Source organism: Halorussus litoreus, assembly GCF_003382685.1.
In the GTDB taxonomy this organism is placed as follows: Archaea; Halobacteriota; Halobacteria; order Halobacteriales; family Haladaptataceae; genus Halorussus; species Halorussus litoreus.
In genome coordinates this window covers 1-21,643 of record NZ_QLVG01000062.1, presented here as the reverse complement: position 1 = coordinate 21,643, position 21,643 = coordinate 1, and the positions used below count along the sequence as shown (strand labels likewise).

19 protein-coding genes and 1 pseudogene are annotated in these 21,643 nt (G+C 67.3%); 6 read left to right on the top strand and 14 right to left on the bottom strand.

What is annotated here, in order from left to right:
* Nucleotides 1-171: 171 nt before the first annotated feature.
* The 3 genes from pdxT to DPQ64_RS16455 all read right to left on the bottom strand — a co-directional run bounded on the left by pdxT (nucleotide 172) and on the right by DPQ64_RS16455 (nucleotide 1,766).
* A complete protein-coding gene (gene pdxT, locus DPQ64_RS16465) occupies nucleotides 172-759 on the bottom strand; it encodes a pyridoxal 5'-phosphate synthase glutaminase subunit PdxT (protein WP_115865399.1) in 588 nt (195 codons plus the stop codon).
* A 107-nt stretch (nucleotides 760-866) separates the two neighbouring features.
* Nucleotides 867-1,499 carry a hypothetical protein gene (locus DPQ64_RS16460; protein ID WP_115865398.1) on the bottom strand — a complete coding sequence of 211 codons (633 nt, stop codon included), beginning with the start codon at nucleotides 1,497-1,499 and terminating at the stop codon, nucleotides 867-869.
* Between the two features lie 102 nt (nucleotides 1,500-1,601).
* The gene (locus DPQ64_RS16455; RefSeq protein ID WP_115865397.1) at nucleotides 1,602-1,766 is read right to left on the bottom strand and encodes a preprotein translocase subunit Sec61beta; all 165 of its coding nucleotides are present in this window, start codon (nucleotides 1,764-1,766) and stop codon (nucleotides 1,602-1,604) included.
* 145 nt (nucleotides 1,767-1,911) lie between these two features.
* Between DPQ64_RS16455 and trxA the strand changes: the two are divergent.
* A pseudogene (trxA, locus tag DPQ64_RS16450) lies at nucleotides 1,912-2,187 on the top strand (thioredoxin); the annotation flags it as partial.
* 683 nt (nucleotides 2,188-2,870) lie between these two features.
* On the opposite strand, the gene DPQ64_RS16445 reads toward trxA, so the two are convergent.
* From DPQ64_RS16445 to DPQ64_RS16435, 3 genes are all read right to left on the bottom strand, one after another.
* Nucleotides 2,871-4,352 (bottom strand): carboxypeptidase M32, encoded by a 1,482-nt coding sequence (locus tag DPQ64_RS16445; protein WP_115865395.1) that lies wholly within the window; start codon nucleotides 4,350-4,352, stop codon nucleotides 2,871-2,873.
* A gap of 95 nt (nucleotides 4,353-4,447) precedes the next feature.
* Nucleotides 4,448-5,677, bottom strand: a complete 1,230-nt coding sequence (locus tag DPQ64_RS16440; RefSeq protein ID WP_232820609.1) for a glycoside hydrolase 5 family protein — start codon at nucleotides 5,675-5,677, stop codon at nucleotides 4,448-4,450.
* A gap of 457 nt (nucleotides 5,678-6,134) precedes the next feature.
* Nucleotides 6,135-7,667 carry a carboxypeptidase M32 gene (locus DPQ64_RS16435; protein ID WP_115865394.1) on the bottom strand — a complete coding sequence of 511 codons (1,533 nt, stop codon included), beginning with the start codon at nucleotides 7,665-7,667 and terminating at the stop codon, nucleotides 6,135-6,137.
* Nucleotides 7,668-7,761: 94 nt separating this feature from the next.
* Here DPQ64_RS16435 and DPQ64_RS19355 point away from each other — a divergent pair, with 94 nt between their 5' ends.
* Nucleotides 7,762-9,141, top strand: coding sequence for a hypothetical protein (locus tag DPQ64_RS19355; RefSeq protein ID WP_198662170.1), 1,380 nt, complete (start codon nucleotides 7,762-7,764; stop codon nucleotides 9,139-9,141).
* A 35-nt stretch (nucleotides 9,142-9,176) separates the two neighbouring features.
* On the opposite strand, the gene DPQ64_RS16425 is transcribed toward DPQ64_RS19355, so the two are convergent.
* The 3 genes from DPQ64_RS16425 to DPQ64_RS16415 all read right to left on the bottom strand — a co-directional run bounded on the left by DPQ64_RS16425 (nucleotide 9,177) and on the right by DPQ64_RS16415 (nucleotide 11,461).
* Entirely contained in the window at nucleotides 9,177-10,337 is a 1,161-nt protein-coding gene (locus tag DPQ64_RS16425) for a M20 family metallopeptidase (protein ID WP_115865393.1), read from the bottom strand.
* Nucleotides 10,338-10,868: 531 nt separating this feature from the next.
* On the bottom strand, nucleotides 10,869-11,141 hold the full coding sequence (locus DPQ64_RS16420) for a hypothetical protein (RefSeq protein WP_115865392.1): 273 nt from the start codon (nucleotides 11,139-11,141) through the stop codon (nucleotides 10,869-10,871).
* 65 nt (nucleotides 11,142-11,206) lie between these two features.
* Nucleotides 11,207-11,461 (bottom strand): glutathione S-transferase N-terminal domain-containing protein, encoded by a 255-nt coding sequence (locus DPQ64_RS16415; RefSeq protein ID WP_115865391.1) that lies wholly within the window; start codon nucleotides 11,459-11,461, stop codon nucleotides 11,207-11,209.
* 250 nt (nucleotides 11,462-11,711) lie between these two features.
* Here DPQ64_RS16415 and DPQ64_RS16410 point away from each other — a divergent pair, with 250 nt between their 5' ends.
* Nucleotides 11,712-12,821 carry a pentapeptide repeat-containing protein gene (locus DPQ64_RS16410; protein WP_198662169.1) on the top strand — a complete coding sequence of 370 codons (1,110 nt, stop codon included), beginning with the start codon at nucleotides 11,712-11,714 and terminating at the stop codon, nucleotides 12,819-12,821.
* A 15-nt stretch (nucleotides 12,822-12,836) separates the two neighbouring features.
* Here DPQ64_RS16410 and DPQ64_RS16405 read toward each other — a convergent pair whose 3' ends face one another.
* Nucleotides 12,837-13,454 (bottom strand): hypothetical protein, encoded by a 618-nt coding sequence (locus DPQ64_RS16405; RefSeq protein ID WP_115865389.1) that lies wholly within the window; start codon nucleotides 13,452-13,454, stop codon nucleotides 12,837-12,839.
* Nucleotides 13,451-14,071, bottom strand: coding sequence for a hypothetical protein (locus DPQ64_RS16400; RefSeq protein WP_115865388.1), 621 nt, complete (start codon nucleotides 14,069-14,071; stop codon nucleotides 13,451-13,453). The genes DPQ64_RS16405 and DPQ64_RS16400 overlap by 4 nt, the downstream gene beginning before the upstream one ends.
* Nucleotides 14,072-14,779: 708 nt before the next feature.
* Between DPQ64_RS16400 and DPQ64_RS16395 the strand changes: the two genes are divergently transcribed.
* Nucleotides 14,780-16,669, top strand: coding sequence for a PINc/VapC family ATPase (locus DPQ64_RS16395; RefSeq protein ID WP_115865410.1), 1,890 nt, complete (start codon nucleotides 14,780-14,782; stop codon nucleotides 16,667-16,669).
* Nucleotides 16,670-16,677: 8 nt separating this feature from the next.
* Here DPQ64_RS16395 and DPQ64_RS16390 read toward each other — a convergent pair whose 3' ends face one another.
* The 3 genes from DPQ64_RS16390 to DPQ64_RS16380 all read right to left on the bottom strand — a co-directional run bounded on the left by DPQ64_RS16390 (nucleotide 16,678) and on the right by DPQ64_RS16380 (nucleotide 20,235).
* Nucleotides 16,678-17,172: a hypothetical protein gene (locus DPQ64_RS16390; RefSeq protein ID WP_115865387.1), complete on the bottom strand. Its 495-nt coding sequence runs from the start codon at nucleotides 17,170-17,172 to the stop codon at nucleotides 16,678-16,680.
* Nucleotides 17,173-17,475, bottom strand: a complete 303-nt coding sequence (locus tag DPQ64_RS16385; protein WP_115865386.1) for a hypothetical protein — start codon at nucleotides 17,473-17,475, stop codon at nucleotides 17,173-17,175. It lies immediately after the preceding gene.
* A gap of 177 nt (nucleotides 17,476-17,652) precedes the next feature.
* Complete coding sequence (locus DPQ64_RS16380; protein WP_115865385.1) at nucleotides 17,653-20,235, bottom strand: efflux RND transporter permease subunit; 2,583 nt, start codon at nucleotides 20,233-20,235, stop codon at nucleotides 17,653-17,655.
* A 118-nt stretch (nucleotides 20,236-20,353) separates the two neighbouring features.
* Here DPQ64_RS16380 and DPQ64_RS16375 point away from each other — a divergent pair, with 118 nt between their 5' ends.
* Nucleotides 20,354-21,145, top strand: coding sequence for a TrmB family transcriptional regulator (locus tag DPQ64_RS16375; RefSeq protein WP_115865384.1), 792 nt, complete (start codon nucleotides 20,354-20,356; stop codon nucleotides 21,143-21,145).
* A gap of 86 nt (nucleotides 21,146-21,231) precedes the next feature.
* On the top strand, nucleotides 21,232-21,531 hold the full coding sequence (locus tag DPQ64_RS16370) for a DUF7562 family protein (protein WP_115865383.1): 300 nt from the start codon (nucleotides 21,232-21,234) through the stop codon (nucleotides 21,529-21,531).
* Nucleotides 21,532-21,643: the final 112 nt, after the last annotated feature.

Genomic DNA, 21,643 nt, shown 5'->3' with positions numbered 1-21,643 from the left:
GAGAGCGGTCCGAACCGAACCCGAGGACGAGCGCGCGGGTGCCGGGGGAACGTCGCGCGGAAGCGCCGGGCGACGGCCCCGACCACGACGCCGGACGCGACCTGCCGGACGTCGCTCTCCACGTACGGCCCCGACAGCCGGTAGACCGCGAGACGGTCCGGCGACGAGCGGTCACCCGTCCCGAAAGAACGCCAGCCCGTGGAGCCGGGAGTCGTCTGTGAGCTCCGGGTGGAACGAAGTGCCGACGACCGGCCCGTCGCGGATCGCGACCGGGCGGCCGTCCCACGACGCGAGCACCTCGACGCCGTCGCCAACCTCGCCGACGACCGGCGCGCGGATGAACACCGCGGGGAACGGGTCGTCCAGCCCAGAAACGTCGAGTGGGGCCTCGAAGCTGTCGGCCTGCCTGCCGAACGCGTTGCGCTCGACGCTGGCGTCTACGAGGCCGAGTTCCTCGACCCGGTCGTCGCCCGCGTCGGTCGAGAGGACGATGAGGCCCGCGCAGGTGGCGAGGACGGGCTTTTCCGCCTCGACGTGGGCCGTGATCTCCTCCGCGATGCCCTCGTCGTGGAGCAGCCGCGAGATGGTGGTCGACTCCCCGCCGGGCAGCAACAGGAGGTCGCAGTCGGGGACCGTCCCCGCAGTCCGGATACGCTCGACCGTTACCTCGCGGCCGTGGGCCGCGCCCGCCCGCCGGACCGCCTCGGCGTGTTCGCTCACGTCCCCCTGCACCGCGACGACGCCTGCCGTCAGAGTCATGGCCGCGAGTAAGGAGTCGGGGGCAAAAAGGGTCCGTCTTCGCGGCAACTCCGGCATCGGTTCCGTGGGTTCGCTCCGATTTTCCACAGCCTTGGCAGACGACGGTTCTACCGCCGGTGGCCGGTCCGGGAGCCGACCCACGTCCCGAGGCTGAGGCCGTAGACGACGTGGCCCGCGTGGAAGACCAGCCGCTCGTCGCCTTCGAGGTCTAGGTCGAGGAGTCTGCCCAGCACCACGCGCTCGCCGAACGCCGAGAGCGCGAGCGCGTAGCCGACGCCGGTCAGCAGGCCGACCGCTTCGAGGCGCGCGGTCTCGCGGTGGTCGTCGGCCGAGTCTCGTTCGGCGGTCGCGTCCGCGTCCAACGGCGCGAGGAGACCGAAGCCGACGCCGCCGGCAACGCCGTAGAGGAGGTGGAGCGCGACCGCGGGAATCGGATGGTCGTCGGGGTCGCCGCCCGCGACGAATTTGCTCCAGAACTCGGCGGTCGGCGGGAGCGACCGCGAGACGGGGAGTCGATACGCGGTCATCGCGAGGGTCGCCACGAAGCCGCCCTTGGCCCCCTCCGCGAGCCGGGCGGCGAGTCCCGGACCGGGACTCGCCGCCCGGCCGGGATCGGGGTGGGTGGATTCGGCGCGAGTGAACTCGGGAGTCTCGGACTCGGCGCGGCTGGACTTCGTTGGATTGGACTCGGGCGGAGCGTCGCTCGTCTCGTCGGTGTCGCGGAAAAACGGGATACGCATACCACGGGGTCGACGCGACTCCGGTTAGGAGTAGCGGCCGCTGGAACTGCTCGAAGGACTGCGAGAGTCGGCGGCTCCGGCGAGCCGGAAAATCGAAGACGACTACAGCGCGAGGACGTTCAGCACCTTCACGAACACGCCGAAGAAGACGCCAAAGGCGACGACTGTCTTCGGGTCGATGCGGATGGCGTTGTTGTCCTCGGCGTCGAAGTACCGGACGAGTCCGGCACTGGACATCAGCCCGCCGGAGTTCTGGCCACTGCTCATAGAGGGTGATGGGACAGCCCGCCGCGTAAACCTTTCGGAGCGCGCGGCGGCGTCAGTGCCGAGAGAGAACGGCGTTCGCACCCGTTCGCGGCAAAGGCACGGTGGTGGGAAACCCTTATGCGCGCGGCGACGGAACTTTCGGGAGAACACAATGAGTGTCACGCTGAAGGACTTCTACGCAGACTGGTGCGGCCCGTGCAAGACCCAGGACCCGATCCTCGAGGAGATGGAGGACGACTGGGAGGGCGACGTCGAGTTCGAGAAGATCGACGTCGACGAGCATCAGGACGTCGCCAACGAGTATCAGGTCCGCTCGATCCCGACCATCGTGGTCGAGAACGACGACGGCGTCGTCGAGCGGTTCGTCGGCGTCACCCAGCGCGACGACCTCGAAGACGCACTGGAAGAAGCGGGCGCGTAGACGACTATCGGACGCGACGTGGATTTTTGGGTGGGAATCGTCGGTAGTGGTTCGTGAGTCGAGTGTGGTGGGGTGGGGTGAAAGTCTGGGGAAGTAGCTTCGAACTCCGCAAAATCCACGAGCTGATTACATTTCGATTTTGAATCTCGGCGCGCGGGAGCGACCGAGCGAAGCGAGGGAGCGACTCGTGCGAGGGACGAGCGAACGCAGTGAGCGAGGAGGCTGGGGAGGACGAGGTTGCGGTGTTGTGCGGTGCGGTTTCTCATATGCCTCGGCAGTAGCTAGCTTCACGATAGATTCTCCTTCTATCGAGAGAGTGCGAAGCTAGCTACTGCTTGAGCCTCGGCGTGCCCGCACAGCACGGCGACCGCACAGCACCGCGACCGCGAGCCTCACACCTCCCCAGCCTCCTGCGCGTCTCGACCTCCGCTACGCTCCGGGCTGCGATGCTCGTCCCTCGCGCGGATGGGCGCGGCACAGGGCCGCGCCCGCACGCGCCAGGTCGGAAGGAACGGGGAGCGCACGCCGAGTGGGAATGAACAGAGAGCGCGCGCCGAGCCAGAAGGACACAAAGCTCACGCTGAGTCGAAAGAAAAACGAGGTCAGGCAAGTCGGAAGTAGAGCCAGCGCACGCCGGAAATCGCCAGCCTGCGCTCAATTCGAAAACGTCCCACTCGCGTCGTTCAGAGGTCGTAAATTTCCCCGAGCTTCGCCTCCACGTAGTCGAGGAAGTACTCCGCGGTCAGATCCTCGCCGGTCGCCTCTCGAATCAGTTCGTCGGTGGTGTACCGCGAGCCGTGCTGGTGGACGTTCTCCCGGAACCAGTCGTGGAGCGGCTCGAAATCTCCCTCGCGGATGAGCCCGCGCGGGTCGTCGAGGTCGTCCTCGATGGCCGCCCAGATCTGGGCAGCCAGTACGCTCCCGACCGTGTAGTTCTGGAAGCTGGCGAATCCGCCGGTCCAGTGGATGTCCTGCAGGCAGCCCCCCGCGTCGTCGTCGGGCCGGATACCGAGGTACTCCTCCATCTTGTCGTTCCACGCGCGCGGAATCTCGCTCACGTCGAGGTCGCCCGAGACGAACTCGCGCTCGACCTCCGACCGGAGGATGATGTGCATGTGGTAGGTCACCTCATCGGCCTCGACCCGGATGCAGTTGTCCTCCTTCACTCGGTTGGCCGCGCGGTAGGCCTCCTCGGTCGTCACGTCCGAGAGCTGCGGGAAGTACTCCTGCATCGTGGGCAGAAAGAGGTCCCAGAACTCCCGCGTGCGCCCGACGTGGTTCTCCCAGAAGCGCGACTGGGACTCGTGGACGCCCGACGACCGCGACTCGCCGAGCGGCGAGCCGTAGTCGTCCTGCGACAGGCCGAGCATGTACGTGGCGTGGCCGAACTCGTGGACGGTCGATCCGATCGCGGCGAGCGGGTCGGCCTCGTCGAACCGGGTCGTGACCCGGGCGTCGAACTGCGTCCCGGACGTGAACGGATGGGTCGAGACGTCGAGTCGGCCCCGGTCCCAGTCGTAGCCCAGCAGGTCCAGCACCTCCTCGGAGAGTTCGCGCTGGGTGTCGGTGTCGAAGGTCCCTTCGAAGACGTTGGGCACGTCATCGCTCGCCCGCACGTCCTCGATAAGCGGGACGAGGCCGTCCTTGAGCTCGTCGAAGATTCGCTCGACGGTGTCGAGTCCGAGGTACGGCTCGCTCTTCTCGAACAGCACCTCGTAGGGGTCCCGGTCGGGGTCGATGTGCTCGGCGCGTTCGACTCGGAGGTCGAGCAGTTCGCGCAGGATCGGCTCGAACGTCTCGAAGTCGGCCTCGGACCGGGCCTCGCGCCAGACGTCCTGGGCCTCCGACTGGAGCCGGCTGTGTTCCTCGACGAGTTCCTCGGGCACTCGCGACTTCCGGTCGTACTCGCGGCGAATCTCCCGGACGACCGCCGCCTGCTCGTCGCTCAGATCCTCGCTCTCGGCGTCGTCGAGCAGGTCGCCCACCTCGTCGGCAGTCAGTCGCTCGTGGACCACCGACGAGAGCGCCGAGAGCTGTTCGGAGCGGGCGGGCGTGCCGCCTTCGGGCATCATCACCTGCTGGTCCCAGTACAGTACCTGACTGCCGTCTCCGAGCGCGGAGATGCGCTTATATCGGTCGAGAAGTTCGTCGTACGCGTCCGCCATAGTTTCAGCTTTCAGTCCGGGTACATCAAAACCGGGGTCCCGGCAGAACCGTTGGGAACCCGACAGCGTCCGGGCATCGGACGCCGCGCGGCGGACTACGTCCCGTCCTCGACCGCCGACGCCCACGCGGGCCACTCCCGTCGTTGTTCGAGGCCGCTCACGTCGGTCTCGCCCGACATCGCCGCGATGGCCCGGGCGTCCTCGCGACTCCACACCGTACCGTCCTCGTGGAACAGCCCGTTCAGGATGCCGTACTGGCGCTGGGCCGGGACGAACGCGGGCTGGACCATCAGCGACCAGAAGAAGTTGCCGAACCCCGACTCGTGGATGAGCGGCGCGAGCGACGCGTAGTCGGGCGTCTTCTGGTCGTCGGGCGGCTCCGTGGCGAACCCCGTTGCGCCGCGGACGCGCTGCCACTCCGAGAGCCAGACGGGAACGTCGAGTTCGTCGGCGACCGACCGGTTCGACCGGAGCATCTCCCGGTACACCGCCGGGCTCTCGGCGAAGTTGTAGTGGAACTGGAGCGCGTCGCTTCCCCAGTCGTGGTACTCGGCGTTGTTCGCCATACTCGTCGACCCGACCGTGAGCGGGACCGACCCCCGCTCGTCGACCATCGCGTCGAACATCGCCCCCGCGAACCGCGTGGCGTGGGACTGCCAGCCGGGCTCGTTCATCGCCTCGATGGCCATGAGCCGGTCGTCGTCCCGGAACTCGTCCATGAACCACCGGACGTACCGTTCGGGCTCGCCCCAGCGCGACCTGTCGCGCATGACCGCCGAACTCGGCGACCGGACCCCGGTGGCGGTCCGCGGGTCGGTGTCCTGCAGGCGCTCCTCGGTGGGGTCCCGGCCCGCGAAGTCGAACAGACCGAGCAGCACGTCGAGGTCGTACCCCTCGGCGGTCGACAGGAAGTGCTCGATAGCTTCGCGGTGGGCCTCGGCGTCCTCCTGCCAGTGTTCGATGCTCGCCCACGTCCGGATGGCGTTGAGGTTCACCTCGGTCGCGTAGCCCAGATCGCGCTCGATGACCTCGCGATCGTAGTCGGCCCACTGCTGGTAGAAGTTGAAGGCTCGCGCCGGGAGGTATATCGCGCCGCGAACGTCGACCGTTCCCCAGTTGTCCGGAGCGGACGTCTCGGTGGAAGGCGCACCTTTGCCTTGCGTGGGACTGCTCGCCGTCGAGTCCGCGGTCGTCGTCGGGTCGGTTGCTCCGCTCGCTTCGGTCGTCTCCCGCCGGGGGCCCCACGAGGAGCAGCCGGCCAGCGATGCGAGACACCCGGCGATCCCCGCCGCGAGGAAGCGACGCCGGGTACTCCGGTCGGCCATACCACGCCCACCACATCGTCCGCAATAACGGTTGTTGCGGAACGCGGTCGTAGCCTCGGGATACGCCCGGCCAGCCGCCCGGGTTCGGCCGGTGAATCGTCCGCGAATTTCGGCCGGTGAACCAGCCGCCCGGGTTCGGCCGGTGAACCAGTCGCCAGTTTCGGCCGGTGAATCGTCCGCCAGTAGCGCGCGACGAGTCGGCCACCGCCCTGTCGTCTCCGCGGGCCAGTGCGTGCGCGCAGTTCTGCGCGCACGCACTGGCTCGCGGAGACGGTTACAATCCGGAATCGGCGAGAAAATCGGTAGACGCCGAGAGTCCAGCCGACCGCCGAACCGGCCGGCTTACTGGTGTCGAACCGGCCGGGCTACTGGTGCCGAACCGGCCGGGCTACTGGTGCCGAAACGGCCGGGCTACTGGTGCCGAAACGGCCGGCTTACTGGTGCCGAACCGGCCGGCCTACCGGTAATCGTCCAGTTCGTACAGCTCGCCGTACTTCGACTTCACGTAGTCGAGGAAGTAGTCCGCGGTGTACTCCTCGCCGGTCGCCTGCCGGACGAGGTCGTCGGTGGTGTACCGCGAGCCGTGCTGGTGGACGTTCTCGGTCAGCCAGTCGTGAAGGTCCGCGAAGTCGCCCGCCCGGACCTTCCCGTCGAGGTCGTCGATTTCGCCCTCGGCGCTGTCGAACAACTGGGCCGCGAGCACGCTGCCCAGCGAGTAGGTCGGGAAGTAGCCGAAGTCGGCGTGGCTCCAGTGGATGTCCTGCAGGCAGCCCTCGGCGTCGGTGTCCGGCCGGATTCCGAGGTACTCCTCGTACTTGTCGTTCCACACCTCGGGTACGTCCTCCACGTCGAGGTCGCCCCGGATGAGGTCGCGCTCGATCTCGAACCGGACCACGATGTGCATGTGGTAGGTGAGCTCGTCGGCCTCGACCCGGATGAGATTGTCCTCGTACACCTCGTTTGCGGCCTCGTAGGCGTCCTCGACCGACGTGTCGGCGAGCTGGTCGGGGAACCGCTCCGTGACGGTCGGCAGGAAGTTCTCCCAGAACGGCTTCGACCGCCCGACGTGATTCTCCCAGAGCCGCGACTGGGACTCGTGGACGGTCATGTCCCGGGAGCTTCCCAGCGGCGTGCCGTACTGCTCGCGGGGGAGCCCGAGCGTGTAGCTGGCGTGGCCGAACTCGTGGACCGTCGCCATCAGCGCGCCCAGCGGCTCGTTCGGGTCGAACCGGGTCGTGACCCGGGCGTCGAACTGGTTGCCAGACGAGAACGGGTGGGGCGCGGTGTCGAGCCGGCCGTGCTCCCAGTCGTAGCCCAGCGCGTCGAGCACGTCGCGGGCGAGCCCCTCCTGCACGTCGGTGTCGAACTCACCGGCGAACGTGTCGGTGGCGAGGTCGGCATCCGACTCCCGGACCGCGTCGATCAGCGGGACGAGCTCCTCGCGCAGGCGTTCGAGCACGCGCTCGGCGGCGTCGATGCCGAGGTACGGTTCGTAGTCCTCGAACAGCACCTCGTAGGGATCCCGGTCGGGGTCGATGTGCTCGGCGTACTCGCGCTTGAGCTCGACCAGCCGTTCGAGCGTCGGCGCGAACGTCGAGAAGTCGTCCTCCTCCCTGGCCTCCTGCCACACCGGCATCGCCTCGGAGGACGCCTGCGATATCTCCTCGACGAGTTCCTCGGGCACCCGCGACTTCCGGTCGTGCTCGCGGCGGATCTCCCGGACGACCGCCGCCTGCTCGTCGCTCAGATCGGCGTCTTCGAGTTCGTCGAGCATCTCGGTCATCCGGTCGGACGTGAGCAGCTCGTGCCTCACCGTCGAGAGCGCCGAGCGCTGCTTCGACCGGGCTGGCGTCCCGCCCTCGGGCATCATTACTTCCTGGTCCCAGCCGAGTACCCCGGCGGCGTGTCCGACGTTCATCAGTCGCTCTACCGTGTCGATGAACTCCGAGTACGTGTCGGCGGTCTCGTCCGCGGCGGCTTCGCTTGCCATCGGCGTGGTGTAGGTTGTCACCCGTTATCAAAGACAGGATTTCGAACCGAAACGCCATCCCCAAATTTATTAGATGTCAGTCGGTTCGACGCTCATGGAACGACGCCGATTTCTCGGCTCGGTCGCTGCCGCGACCGCGGTCGCAGGCTGCACTTCGGGCAGTGGCTCAGAGCCGGAGACCACCGAGAGGGACAGCGACGGCGACGGCGTACCGGACTCGGAAGACTACGCACCGAACGACCCGGCCGTTCAGGAGAAGTCCGACCTCGAAGGGGTTGCGACGACTGCCCGGACCACAGCACCGGCGACGAGTGTCCGGACAACGGCACCGGCGACGACCGAATCGGAGACTGCGACGGCTCAGACCACCGCCACGACCCGGACGACGGCAGCGACTACCACGACGACCGTCGACCCCGAAGCCGCGAACTCGCTGACCGTGGGCGAGGGGTGGAGCGAGCAGGAGTCACACGTGACCCGCTACAGTTCTCAGGAGGTCACTGCCCACGTCGTCCCGAACGGCCCGAAGGTCGACGGTTCGTTCTCCGGCAAATCGACCAAACTCCTCGCCATCGCGTACCGCTATCCCCGCGGCGACGGCGTCGTCTACGGAACCAGCGACGCGGTGACGCTCGACGGGACGACCGAACTCACCGCGTCCGTGGACCTCTCGGACGCGGAGCTATCGGCCGACGACCGCGTCCACTACATGGCGTTCCTCATGCCCGGCGACCTCGACTTCGACTCGGTGGAGTCCCAGGACCTCGTCTTCTTCCACGAAACCGACCCGTTCGTCCGCCACGACGACGGGGTCACCGTCGAGCGAAGTCCGCATCCGAAGTCGCTGGCCGACGACTCGGGTGAAGAGTACGAACGGACGGCCATCGAAGGCGCGTACCAACTGTCGTTCGAGGGCTCGACGCAGGGGAATTCGTGGTCGACGAGCTTCTACATCTACAAGACCTCCTACGTCGAGGCCGTCGAGGAGCCGCGGGGACGCTCCCGGCCGGAGTACGTCTCCCACGCCCAGCAGGAAGGGTTCGCTGACGAACTCGCCGGGATTCTGGCCGACGAGGCGGAGGCCAACGGCTTCTCGGGCAAGCGCACGCAGGTCGAGTTCATCATCGACTTCGTGCAGAACCTCCCGTACGTGCCCGACGACGTGAGCAAGGAGTTCGACGACTACACCAAGTTCATCACGGAGACCATCACCGAGGCGGGTGGCGACTGCGAGGACACGGCCATCATGCTGGCCGCGGTCTTGCAAGCCGAACCGTTCGGCTACGACATGGTGCTCATCCAGCCGCCGGGGCACATGGCCGCCGGCATCCGGGGTAACGACGACCTACCCGGCGTCTACTGGGAGTACGATGATCGGAGATACTACTACATCGAGACTACCGGCTCCGGCTGGGGTATCGGCGACATCCCGGACACGTACGCGGATGCCGAGGCCTACGTCCATCAGGTCTGACGCGGTCGCCCGTCCGGAACCACGCCCGCTAGTCTTCAGAGCCGCTCGGCCGCGCCCCGGTAGATCTCGTAGCAGCGCTCCAGCACCTCGACGCTCGCGCTCTCAGTTTTGGTGTGGGCCTCGCCGGGTTCGGCCACGCCGCAGACCACGCACGTCGTCCCCGCCTCTGCGAGCCAGCCCGCGTCGGTGGCGTGAGGTTTGCTGACCAGTTCGGGCTCGCTGGATACGGATTGGGCGTCCACGGCGGCCGCGAGCACCGTCTCGGCGAACGCCTCGTCGTCGCACTGCATCGGCGGGAGGTCCTGGTCGACCGTCCACTCGACGCCCGCGATCTCCTCGACGCGTTCGAGCGGGGCGCGCTCGCCGGGGACGGTGCGCTCGTCGACCGTGATCTCACAGCCCTCCGGAATGACGTTCCACGCGCTCCCGCCGTCGATGCCGGTGACGGCGACGCTTCCGCTGACCTCCTCGCCGAGCACCTCGACCGCGGGGAAGTCCAGTTCGCGAATTACGTCCACGGCGTCGCAGGCGCGGTAGACCGCGTTCTCGCCCTTCGCGGGCTCGCTCGCGTGCGCGGCCGATCCCCGTGCAGTGACAGTGCTGCCTCTGCGTCCCTTGTGCGCGACCGCCACGTCGGTCACGCCCGGCGCGGAGTAGCCGGTCGAGCCCTCGCCGACGATGGCGTAGTCGGGCGCGAACCCGTCCTCGATGGCCGCTCGCGCGCCGTCGCCGCCGACCTCCTCGCCGACGAAGCTCGCGAAGACGAGTTCGCAGTCCAACTCCTCGGGGGTCGCGTCCCGGAAGGCGAGCATCGACGCGGCGACCGCGCCCTTCATGTCGGCGGTGCCCCGGCCGTAGAGCCGCCCGTCGCGCTCCTCGACGATGTACTCTCCGGCGGCTTCACCGCCTCCGTTTCGTTGCGTCTCCGACGCAACGCTATCACCCTCTGCGCTCGTCTGGGAGTCGTCCGGCGGCACCACGTCGTGGTGGCCCACCAGCGCGAGCGAGGTGGTGTCGCCGGACGACTCGGATTCGTCCGGCCCTCGGCGCGCGAGGACGTTCCCGGCCTCGTCGCGGGTCACCTCGGCGTCGGTCTCTGCCCGGAGCCACTGCTCGATGCGGTCGCCCGCCGCGGTCTCGTCCTCGTGACTCGGGATGGAGACGAGTTCGCGGGTGAGTTCGACGACTTCGCTCATGCCCCGTGGTTGGCGACCCCGCGGTAAAAGCGTCTCCCGTTCGGCAATCGCGTGGGGGTTCTGGATGTAGGGTTATGATTCGTACACGGTTTTCTCGGAGGCTGACACCTATTTTATTTTGAATTTGGCGTGCGCGAGCAACGCGCGAGGGACGAGTAGCGCAGGCCGAAGGCCGAGCAACGCAGGAGGCCGGGGAGGTTCGAGGCTCGCGGTTGCGGTGCTGTGCGGTCACGCCGAGGCTCAAGCAGTAGCTAGCTCAAACTCAGCCAGAAATAGAACAGCGTCGTCGAAGCTAGCTACTGCCGAGGCATATGAGAAACCGCAACCGCACAGCACGGACCTCAGACCTCCCCAGCCGCTTGCGCTTCTCGCCCTCCGTTTCACTCCGGGCTGCGATGCTCGTCCCTCGCACGAGATGGCGCGACACGAGGTCGCGCCAGCACGCGCCGATGGTGAACAATTCACCGAGTGCAACCGAGAGAGGTAATCCGGGTGAGCGAAACTCGGTTCCAACTCCAGTTCTCGATCCAATTACGTCTCGTCGCGTTCCAGTTCTCGGACCTGTTCGCGCAGACGGTCGAGTTCAGCGGTCACCTCCTCGTCGTCCGCGTCGTCGGCGAGCCGGTCGAGTTCCGCCCGGACCTCCTTCAGACGGTCGCGGTACATCCCGGGGGCGTCCTCGCCGCTCTGCAACCCCGACAGCGATTGCTCGATGGACTGGAGGTTCTGGCGCACCTCCCGGCTCGCGTCGGTCTTCTCGCGGATGCGGTAAATCTCGTCGTGGATCGCTTGCAGGTCGGCCATAGCGGGGTCACGCCGTCGCCGGGAATATGCGTGGTGGCCCCCGTGGACGGAGCGCCGACGGCGACTCAACTGTAGTGTTCGTCGAGGTACGCCACGATGTCGTCGCTGTCGTACATGGATTCGTCGCGCTCGGGGTCCACGAGGAACGGGATCTGGTCCTCGCCGCCACGGTCGAGCAGTTCTGCGTGCGCCTCCTCGTCGCGCACCTCGCCCTCGTGGGTTCGCGGGTTGTGCGCGACGAACGACAGTCCGAGCTGCTGCATCTTCCGCCGGACGTTCTCGGAGTACGGACAGTCCTCCGCCTGATAGAGTTCGAGCACGGCCGGACGTTGGGTTCTCAGGGTCGTAAGTCTGCTCGCCGGTCGCGGATGGTAGATAGTGTTTGGATGCGTCGCTGGAACCGAAGACGTGTCCTCGAAAGCCCTCGGCGGGCTCGCCCTTTCAGTCTACCAGGACATCGGCTGGGTCGTGGGGCGACCTCACCTGTTCGGTCTGCTTCACCGCGCCTCGCCTTCGACCCGGCACAAAACAGAAGCCGTCCTGCGCGTTACAAGGCCTATGGCTGGGGGGATGGCAACCGAGAGCACGGGGCCGGGAGCCGAATCGACGACCGGCGAGGAAGTCGCGCCAGTTCCGGAGGGTCGGTGCGGTCACGTGTACGAGGCCAGTACAGTCACCGGTCTCGGCGGCATCTGCTGCTGGCGGGAGACGTGGAACGGCCACGACCGGTGCATCTGGCACGCCGACGTCGCCCAGAAGCCCACCCGGCTCCTCGAATCGACCGCACCCGAGGTCGGCGAGCGCCTCGACGGCGCGGTCCTCCGGGACGTGGAACTCTCGGGCTCGGAGTGGCTCGCCGGGCGGACGATGGCCGGCGCGCGATTCGTCAACGCCAACCTCGACGGTGCGGATCTGACCGGCGCGGACCTGCGCTACAGTCACTTCGAAGGCGTCGACGCCCAGCACGCCACGCTCCGCGGGACGAACCTCGAACACGCCGAGTTCGACCGGACGGACCTCCGCGGTGCCGACCTCTCCCGGATTCGGCTCCACTACGCGGTGTTCGACAACGTCCGCATCTCCGAGAGCACCGACTTCGGCGACGGCGTGGTGTACGCCGAGAGCATCCCCGACAGCGCGGACGACGACGAGCGCCGTCGGCTGTACGAAGCCTCCCACTGGAGCTACAACGAACTCCAGCAGGTCGCCGAGGAGAACGGTCTGACTGGAGCGGCCCGGACGTACTACCTCGCGCGCAAGGACGTCCGCCGCCGCGAGGCGTGGGCCTTCGGGTCGTACCCCCGAGCGCTCGCCCGGGAGGCGTGGCGCTGGACCACCAGCTACGGCTCCAGCCCGTGGCGCGTCATCGCGACCTCGCTCGCGGTCATCCTCGTCTGCGCGGTGCTCTACCCGTTGATCGGGCAGATCCACGGTACCACCCCGGAGGGAACGCCCGTGAAGTACTTCTTCGACCCCTCGGTGGGGGTGCTGTACAACGTCGTCGTGTTCCTCCAGAGCCTCTACTTCAGCACCGTCACGTTCGCGACGCTGGGCTTCGGCGACCTCCAGCCGGTGTTCATCCCGGCGCGCGTCGTCGCGGGCGTGGAGGCGCTGCTGGGCCAACTTCTGATGGCGCTGCTGGTGTTCGTCCTCACGCGGAACGTGACGTGGTCGGAGTGAGCGCTTCATGAGACCTTAATCGTCCATCGCCTCGGTGGCCTCGTCGGCGGCCCCCTGCGGGCGAGCGGCGTCCCAGCCCGCGACGACGACCGCGCCGACCTGATTGAACACCAGATCGTAGACGATGTCGTCGAGGCCGTACTGAGCGAGCACGGGTTCGCCGCCGAGCAGTTCCGACGCCAGCCCGGTGCCGAACTCCAGGATCTCCCAGAACACGCCGAACGCCATCACGAAGACGAGGATGAACGCGAACTGGAGCCCCGCCGGGAGAGTGGTCTGCTCGGAGTTGCGGTCGACCGCCTTCACCGTGGCGTAGCCCGCGCCGGCGACGATGGAGGCCGAGAGCGCGTGAGCGACCGAGTCGTACCACGGAATCGTCTGATAGAGGCCAAGCGCGCCGACCGCGTGGACGACCACCGCGACCGACAGCACCAGCACGTGAGTCACGTCCAGCGAGATGCTCGTGTCCTGCCGGAGGAACGCCGGGACGAGCGTGACCCCGAACGAGACGAGCCCGTTCACGAGGATGCCCGTCTGACCGCGGGAGAGGCCGTAGGCGGAGATGCCGAGGAGGACGAGTTGGAGCCCGCGGACCAGCCAGCGCTCGCGCTCGTCGGAGAGCATGTCGGTCATCCGCGCTCGCCCTCCTGCGAGGTATGGGTTCGACTCTGTTCGTCCCCGGACGCGTCGAGAGTGACCCGTTCACGGGGGTCGCGCTCCCGGAAGTAGAAGTGGAAGACGCCGGCCGCGACCACGCCCGCAGCGGTCGCTCGGACGAACTCCCACATCAGGGCGTCGGGCGACGCGATGAAGTCGGTGCCGAGGTACTGGTCGGCGTGGAACTGCACCACGGCCCAGACGCCGATGGCGGCCATCGTGGTCAGGACGACCATCGCGGCGGCGAACCGCTCGGACATCTCGGCCTCGGTGAACAGCGCGATCTCGACCACGACCGCGAGCGACACCGCCGCGACCCCGACGTACGTCGCGTACTCGGTGACCCACGCCGGAGCAATCACCCGCGAGACGCCGGGAAGCACGGCCAGCGCGGTCACCTCCGGCGGGAGCATCACCTCCGGGTCGCGGAACGCGACCGCCGGCAGCACCAGCACGGCGAGGTCGGCGACGAGGAACGCGGTCCAGACAGGGTCGCCGGAGACGAGAGTGACGGGGATCGAGAGCGCCAGCAGGCCGACGAGCAGCCAGCTCGCGCCGCCGCCGTCGTCCGCCAGCGATTCGAGTACGGCCATAGGGACGGGACGGGAGCGAAGCGATTGAAAGTTGTTGCCCGTACGGGCGGATTAACTCGGGAGTAGATGGCGGGATTTGTCGTTCCCTGATTTTGGCACGCTCATTCGTCGTCCAACTCTGGCACGACCCTTCGCCATCCACCTCCGGCGCGACCCTTCACCGACCACTCGGGCGCTCGCGAGCAACGCGCGCGAGGGACGAACGACCGAGCGAAGCGAGGGAGAGAGGAGGCTGGGGAGGATGAGGTCGCGGTCACGCCTAGGCTCAAGCAGAAGCTAGCTTCAAGACTGCATTCTGTTGACTCTGAGAACATCTGAGCTAGCTATCGCTTGAGCCTAGGCGTGACCGCAACCGCGACCGCACAGCACCGCAACCGCACAGCACGGGCCTCGGACCTCCCCAGCCTCTTGCGTTGCTCGGCCTCCACTCCGTTTCGGCCTGCGCTACTCGTCCCTCGCGCGATTTGGCGCGACACGAGGTCGCGCCAGCACGCGCCGGGTGGAAGGGAAAATCAGCACGTACCGGGCAGAAGGAGAGGTTAGCGCGCAACCGACACAAAAAGAAGTCAGCGCACGCCGGGCGGGAAGAATAGTCAGAGCGACAGCCACCAGTCAGAGCGACAAACTCCAGTCGTTCCCGGAGCAGTTCCAAGACCCTCCAACCCCCGAAGCACGTCCCTTATGAACGCGCCGGGCGTACGAACCGACATGAACGTCTTGCCGGACACCAGCGTCGTCGTCGACGGGCGCGTCTCCGAGCGCATCGAAGACGGCGACTTTCGAGGGGCGACCGTCCTCGTCCCGGAAGCCGTGGTGGCGGAACTCGAAGCGCAGGCCAACAGCGGCACCGAGAGCGGGTGGGACGGCCTCGCCGAACTCCAGCGGCTCGCGGACCTCGCCGACGAGGGCACCATCGACCTCGACTACGTGGGCGAGCGCCCCGACGCCGACGAGCAAGGTCGAGCCAGCGAGGGCGAAATCGACGCGCTCATCCGCGAACTCGCCGCCGAGCACGACGCGGTGTTCGTCACCAGCGACGTGGTCCAGAGCGAGGTCGCGGCCGCGAAGGGCATCGAGGTCGAGTACGTCTCGCCGCGGACCGACGACGACGAGATCGGCCGGCTCTCGGTCGAGGACTACTTCGACGAGTCGACGATGAGCGTCCACCTCCGCGCCGGGGTCGAACCGAAGGCCAAGCGCGGCGACGTCGGCGAGATGGAGTACCAGCAGATCGGTGACGACCTGCTCTCCGAGGAGGAGATCCGCGACATCGCCCAGGAAATCGTCGACAGCGCGAAGGAGAGCAACGAGGGGTTCATCGAACTCGACGAGCCCGGGATGACCATCGTCCAGTTCCGCGACTACCGCATCGCCATCGCGGAGCCGCCGTTCGCCGACGCGTGGGAGATCACCGCGGTCCGGCCCATCGTCAAGACCGACATGGAGGACTACGAGTACGCCGACGAGCTCAAACAGCGGCTGCTCGACCAGCAGCGCGGCGTCCTCGTGTCCGGGTCGCCCGGTGCCGGCAAGTCCACGTTCGCGCAGGCGGTCGGGGAGTTCCTCGCCGACAACGACTTCGCGGTCAAGACGATGGAGAAGCCCCGCGACCTGCAGGTCGGCCCGGAGATAACCCAGTACACCGAACTCGGCGGCGAGATGGCCAAGACGGCCGACTCGCTGCTGATGGTCCGCCCCGACTACACCATCTACGACGAGGTCCGGAAGACCGACGACTTCGAGGTGTTCGCCGACATGCGGCTCGCGGGCGTCGGGATGATCGGCGTGGTCCACGCCACGCGGGCCATCGACGCGCTCCAGCGGCTCGTCGGCCGGGTCGAACTCGGGATGATCCCCCAGATCGTCGACACCGTCGTCTACATCGAGGCCGGCGAGGTCACGAAGGTGTACGACGTGACCACGCAGGTCAAGGTGCCCGAGGGCCTGATGGAGGAGGATCTGGCTCGCCCGGTCATCGTCATCAACGACTTCGAGACCGGCCGCCCGGAGTACGAGATCTACACGTTCAACCGGCAGGTCGTGACGGTGCCCCTCGACGAGAACGAGCGCGAGGAGAGCGGCGTCTCGAAGCTCGCCAAGCAGGAGATCGAACGCGAGATCCAGTCGGTCGCCCGCGGCCCGGTCGACGTGGACGTGCAGGGCGGGAATCGCGCCACCGTCTACGTCAGCGACGACGACATCTCCTACGTCATCGGCAAGGGCGGCGGCCGCATCGACGAGATCGAGAACCGCCTCGGCATCGACATCGACGTGCGCACCCTCGACGAGCGCCCGCAGTCGGCCTCGGGCGCAAGCAGCGGCGCGGGCGCTGGCGGCGGCGCAGGTGGAACAGCTGGCGCGGGCGGCGCTGGCACGGAAGGCGAGATCGTGACGCCCGACATCACCTCCCGGCACGTCGTCATCCCGACCGAGGGCCACGCGGGCGAGACGGTCGAGGTGCAGGCCGACGGCGAGTACCTCTTCACCGCGACCGTGGGCCGGGGCGGCGACATTCAGGTCTCGCGTGGCAGTGCGATTGCGGAAGAGCTGGAGTTGGCTATCGACAAGGAGCGGGCGATTACGGTCGTTCGGGCGTAGAGTCGGCCCTAGAGTCGGTCCCGGACGCGCTCGACGTAGCTGTTTCCGTCCCAGCTTCTGACCTCGCCGATAGTATTCAGTAGCGACGCGACGTCCATCGGCGAGAGTAACTCGTTTGCTTCCAGAACGAGGAGGAATTTTGGGGTCGTGACGAGTTTAACGTCGTCAAGCGAAGCGTGTATCAGCCCAATCTTGTCGAACTCGTCACGGAGAAGCATTTTGGCCTCGCGGTCGTTTGCCAGAGTCACTGCGGCGTTCTCTCCGTCGTCGAGCGGGAACTCTGAATCTAAGGAAACCTCTCCGATTTCGATGTCGTCGGTCTGGTTGAGGACGCGCTGTGCAGCCTGTGCGTGCTCGTCGTCGTACGCCGCAACCTCTTCGAGTTCCGTGACGACAGTTTCGGGGACGCGAAGTTCGTATTCGGAGCAGAGCATGTCGACGATAGGTGGGTCGGTCGAGCAACCGAGGCTCACCAACGCGGAGGTGTCAGCGACGATTGTCATTTAGAGATCAGCCAACTCCTCGGTGAGTTTTTCGTCCAACTGTTGTTTCAGGACACGGAAATTCGCGGCCTCCTCTGTCCCGACCAGCGACTTCAACTGCTCGAAACTGATCTCGTCGTCGTAGTACGCGCCAGCTATCTCTTGCTTTATCTCGTCGTCGTGGGCCGCTTCTCGCAGATACTCTCGAAGTGCGTCGATGAGAACGTCGGTCCGGTCAGAACCGAACACGTCCGCTAGCGAGTCAGCTCGGTCTATCAATCGTGAAGGCGCACGGAACTGCACCCGCTTCTTATCTGCACTCATGTGTGTACGTTGTGAGCCTACAGCCTAAAGAATTTAGGCTGTAGATGGAGCGGTCCGACCGAAATACGATCCTTCGAGAGAAAGTACATCGCGGAGGAGCTGGAACTGGCCATCGACAAAGGGCGGGCGATTACGGTCATTCGAGCCTGAAGCGGACAGCGACCGGCAACGACGGCTTCAGTCCCCGGTCGCGCCGACAGCTTCGTTACCGACCGACAGGTCCGAGCCGAGATACCGATACCACAGCACCAGCAGGCTCGGCAGCACGACCACGCTCGACGCGAACGCGAACACGATGGTCGTGCCGGTCACGAGGCCGAACCGCTGGAGCGACGGGACGAGCGCGAGCAGCAAGACGCCGAACCCGCCGGCGGTCGTGACCGCGCTCGCCAGCAGCGCCCCACCGGTGCCCGCGAGCGTCGTCTCTAGCGCTGCCGCGGGGGAGGCCGCGGTCTCCAGTTCCGTCACGAACCGCTCGCTGACGTGGATGGCGTAGTCGACGCCGATGCCGATGCCGATGCTGGCGATGATGGCCGTCTCGGTGGTGAACGAGATGTTTAGCAGGTACATCACGCCGAGGATCCAGCTCAGCGCGAACACGACCGGCACCATCGTCACCGCGCCGAGCGACAGGGTGCCGTACCGCCGGTAGAAGATGACCGTCAGGAAGGCGACGATGACCCCGAGCGTGATAAGGAACGTCTCCACGAGCGTACGGAGCAGGCCACTCTGGGTGATCTCGTCGATGATGGGCCGGCCGGTCGCGGTCACGGTCAGGGCCGAGCCCGACTCGATGCCGTCCGCGACCGCGCGCATCTCCTCGGTGACGACCCCGGTGTCGGAGCCGCCGCGGATGGAGACCGCCAGCCTGACCGCTCGGTACTCGCCGTCGTCGGTGCGCTGGACGACGCCGGCGGCCTGCTCTGGGGCCGCCCCGTAGAGCGCGTCGTACACCGCTTCGAGGTTCCGGTCGGGAACGCCGTCGCCGTCGGTGTCGTGCTCGGCGACGACGGCCGCGACCGTGTCGTTGGTCGCCGCCACCTGCTGAAGCACCGATAGCGGCCCCTCCACGCGGGGCTGGCCGCTGGCGAGCGTGATGGCACTCGAACTTGCGCCGATCTCCTCGCGGGCCGCCGCGACCCGGTCGAACGTGTCGGGATCGGTGACCGGCCCCTCCACCAGTATCTGGACCTGCGAACTGTCCCGGGACTGCACGAACTTGTCGTTGAGGAAGATCACGTTCTCCCGGAGTTCGTAGTCACCGGGACTGAACGGTTCGGGCAGCGAGTCCATCCAGTCGGGAGAGTCCCGCGGCAGGAAGTCCACCTGATCGAGCGAGGTGTCGATGTCGGTCGCGGCGTAGCCGCCGCCCGCGCTTACGACGAGCGCGACCACGACCACGGCGACGGGCATCCGGCGCGCGGCGGTCGCTCCGACCGAGAGGAAGCGACCCGCGACACTCCCGCCGGTTCCGAACGCGCGCTTCCGGCGGTCGAACCCCGCCCGTACGAGCAGGCCGTCGAGTTCGAACTTGAGCGCGGGCAACAGTCCCGCGAACACGACGAACGCCGAGACGATGCCGAACGCTGAGACGAGGCCGAATTGGCGGATGGACTCGATGGGGCTGACGAGGTTCGCGGTGAAGCCGACCGCCGTGGTGAAGGTCGTGGCCGCGAGCGCGACCGTCACGCCCGCGAGCCCGACGCGCATGGCCTCGCGGGGCGAGCGGTCGGCGTCCTCGGCCCCGGCCTCCCGGTAGCGCATCACGACGTGGAGCGCGTAGTCGATGGAGAGGCCGATGAGCAGGAACGGGACCGCGATGATGATCTGGGTCACACCGATGCCGGCCCAGCCCATGAACCCGCCCATCCAGACGAGGACGAGCAGGGTGCCGAACAAGCCGAGCGCCACGTCGAGGAGGTCCCGATAGGCGATCAGCAGGACGACGAGCACGAGCGCGAGCGCGAACGGCGTGATGACCGCGAAGCTCTCGCCGGTCGCCTGTCCCGACACGTCGTCGACGATGCCCGCGCCGAACACGAACGCGTCGGTCGACTCGACGGTCCGATCGGCGAGGTCCCGGGTCGCGAGCTGGCCCGCCACCAACTCGTCTGACAGCGCGTCACCGCCCGAATCGGCCTGCTGGAAGACGAACAGGACCCGAGCCGAGGCGGTCGTGCTCCCCGGCTCGTAGTCGGTGGCGAGCAGCGTGAACGGGTCGACCGGCCCCGTCGCCGCGCGGTCGGGATCGAGCACGGAGCGCACGACCGCGTCGATCTCGGTCTGAGACATCGATTCGAGCTGCGCGAGTTGGTCGTCCAGGGTCGGCTGGGGCTGGGCGGGGCCAGAGGCACCGCCGCCCTCGCCGTCGGATCTGTCCTGTTGAATCGCGGCGGTCGCCACGAGGTTCGACAGGCCGACCGTCGCCTGCCCCTCGCTGAGCGTCGCGTTCACCGTCTCGTTCTCCCGCAGTTGCTGCTGGAGCCGCAACGTCTCGACGAGCGACTGCTTGGTCAGAACGTTGTCGCCACGCACGACGACCTGCATCACCGACGCGTTCTCCTCGTCGTCGGAGAAGTTGGCCTCGACGTACTCCAGCTTCTGGGCTTCGGTCGAGTCGCTCCCGAAGCTGGCGATGGTCAGCCCCGAATCGACGCTTCCCGCGCCGTACCCGACGACGGCGGTCGAGACCAGCAAGAGCGCAATCACTACCTTGCTGTACGTTGTCAGCGCGTCGGCGTAGCGGTCGGCGAGATCCATGGAGTGTAGCCGTCCCTTGTCGCCGACGGTATAAATTATTGTAGTATTCTACAATACGCTCCGCGAGGCCGGCCACTCGAAACCACTTACTTGCAGGAGCGTCTCCGACTCGGACGAGATGAGCGCCCACGAGGCGGTCGAGGCGTTGAAGGAACTCGGGCTCTCGAACTACGAGGCGCAGGTGTTCGTCGCGCTCCAGCGACTCGGCACGGGGACCGCCCAGGAGGTGAGCCAGCTCTCGGACGTTCCCCGGTCGCAGGTGTACGGCGCGGCCGACGACCTCGCGGACCGCGGCCTCCTCGAAGTCGTCGAATCCTCGCCCAAGCAGTACCGGCCCGTGAGCCTGCCGACCGCGCGCGAGCAGTTGCGCGCCCGGGTCGAGCGCGAGCACGAGCGGGCCTTCGACAACCTCGACGCCCTGCGCGACGAGCACGCCGACCGCGCCGACGAGGGGAGCGTGTCCACGCTCCACGGTCGCCACGCCATCCACGAGCGGGTCGTCGATCTCGTCGAGCGGGCAGACGACCGCGTGATTCTCGTTGCCGGCGTGGCGGAGCTGCTCTCCGACGAGGTAGTCGCGGCGCTGCGCGACCGGGCCGACGACGGCGCGTCGGTGCTCGTCCTCACGACCGACCCCGCGGTCGAGGAACTGCTCGACGGCTTCGGCGGTCGGGTGGTGGTCACGTCACGCGAACGGACGGGCGAGTCGAGCGACGGGGCCGGCGGCTTCACGGGGCGCACGCTGCTCGTCGACGACGCGACGGTGCTGCTGTCGGTCGTCGCCGACGAGGACAGCCCCGAGCCGTTCGAGGAGACCGCGCTCTGGACCGCCGAGACCCGCATCGGACACATCCTCGCGGCGTTCGTCCACGCCGGGATGCAGTCGGGGACGGGCAACGACTACTGGTAAGCGCCCCTTACCGACCGGACTCCGCCCGCCGAGTTCTCCGACCGGTGACCAAAAACCGCAAGTAACGGCGGGCCGTGGGTGCGTGTATGTGGGGTTCCCGGAGACGCCGGGGCAACGACACGGTCGACTGCATCGCCTGCGGCGACACCGTCAGCCGGTCCGATGCCCGGGAGTACGACAAGGAGGGCGACCGCTGGGATCGGAAGGGCAAGGAGTTCGAGTATCTCTGCAAGGAGTGTCACACGGACCTGTGCCACCAGCCGCGCGACGAACTCGAAGGCCTACTCGTGGACATCGACGCCGGCGGGCTCACGGAGATGGAGTTCATCGACCGCTACTGCCGGACGGTCGAGGATCGGTACGGACCGGTGGACCACGAGCGGTAGCGAGGGTGGCAAACCACGAGCGATAGCCACCTCCGCCGACCACGAACGATAGCCACCTCCGCCGACCACGAGGTATAGCTGCGCTGGCGGGCCGGTAGGGTCCGGTCGCGAC

Bases quoted from the DNA above. Each gene is read 5' to 3' on its own strand.
- DPQ64_RS16425 (WP_115865393.1), bottom strand. From the start codon at position 10,337: ATGAGCGAAGTCGTCGAACTCACCCGCGAACTCGTCTCCATCCCGAGT.
- DPQ64_RS16460 (WP_115865398.1), bottom strand. From the start codon at position 1,499: ATGCGTATCCCGTTTTTCCGCGACACCGACGAGACGAGCGACGCTCCG.
- DPQ64_RS16440 (WP_232820609.1), bottom strand. From the start codon at position 5,677: ATGGCCGACCGGAGTACCCGGCGTCGCTTCCTCGCGGCGGGGATCGCC.
- DPQ64_RS16445 (WP_115865395.1), bottom strand. From the start codon at position 4,352: ATGGCGGACGCGTACGACGAACTTCTCGACCGATATAAGCGCATCTCC.
- DPQ64_RS16435 (WP_115865394.1), bottom strand. From the start codon at position 7,667: ATGGCAAGCGAAGCCGCCGCGGACGAGACCGCCGACACGTACTCGGAG.
- DPQ64_RS19355 (WP_198662170.1), top strand. From the start codon at position 7,762: ATGGAACGACGCCGATTTCTCGGCTCGGTCGCTGCCGCGACCGCGGTC.
- DPQ64_RS16380 (WP_115865385.1), bottom strand. From the start codon at position 20,235: ATGGATCTCGCCGACCGCTACGCCGACGCGCTGACAACGTACAGCAAG.
- DPQ64_RS16400 (WP_115865388.1), bottom strand. From the start codon at position 14,071: ATGGCCGTACTCGAATCGCTGGCGGACGACGGCGGCGGCGCGAGCTGG.
- DPQ64_RS16455 (WP_115865397.1), bottom strand. From the start codon at position 1,766: ATGAGCAGTGGCCAGAACTCCGGCGGGCTGATGTCCAGTGCCGGACTC.
- DPQ64_RS16370 (WP_115865383.1), top strand. From the start codon at position 21,232: ATGTGGGGTTCCCGGAGACGCCGGGGCAACGACACGGTCGACTGCATC.
- DPQ64_RS16410 (WP_198662169.1), top strand. From the start codon at position 11,712: ATGGCAACCGAGAGCACGGGGCCGGGAGCCGAATCGACGACCGGCGAG.
- DPQ64_RS16385 (WP_115865386.1), bottom strand. From the start codon at position 17,475: ATGAGTGCAGATAAGAAGCGGGTGCAGTTCCGTGCGCCTTCACGATTG.
- DPQ64_RS16375 (WP_115865384.1), top strand. From the start codon at position 20,354: ATGAGCGCCCACGAGGCGGTCGAGGCGTTGAAGGAACTCGGGCTCTCG.
- DPQ64_RS16405 (WP_115865389.1), bottom strand. From the start codon at position 13,454: ATGACCGACATGCTCTCCGACGAGCGCGAGCGCTGGCTGGTCCGCGGG.
- DPQ64_RS16395 (WP_115865410.1), top strand. From the start codon at position 14,780: ATGAACGTCTTGCCGGACACCAGCGTCGTCGTCGACGGGCGCGTCTCC.
- DPQ64_RS16420 (WP_115865392.1), bottom strand. From the start codon at position 11,141: ATGGCCGACCTGCAAGCGATCCACGACGAGATTTACCGCATCCGCGAG.
- DPQ64_RS16390 (WP_115865387.1), bottom strand. From the start codon at position 17,172: ATGACAATCGTCGCTGACACCTCCGCGTTGGTGAGCCTCGGTTGCTCG.
- pdxT (WP_115865399.1), bottom strand. From the start codon at position 759: ATGACTCTGACGGCAGGCGTCGTCGCGGTGCAGGGGGACGTGAGCGAA.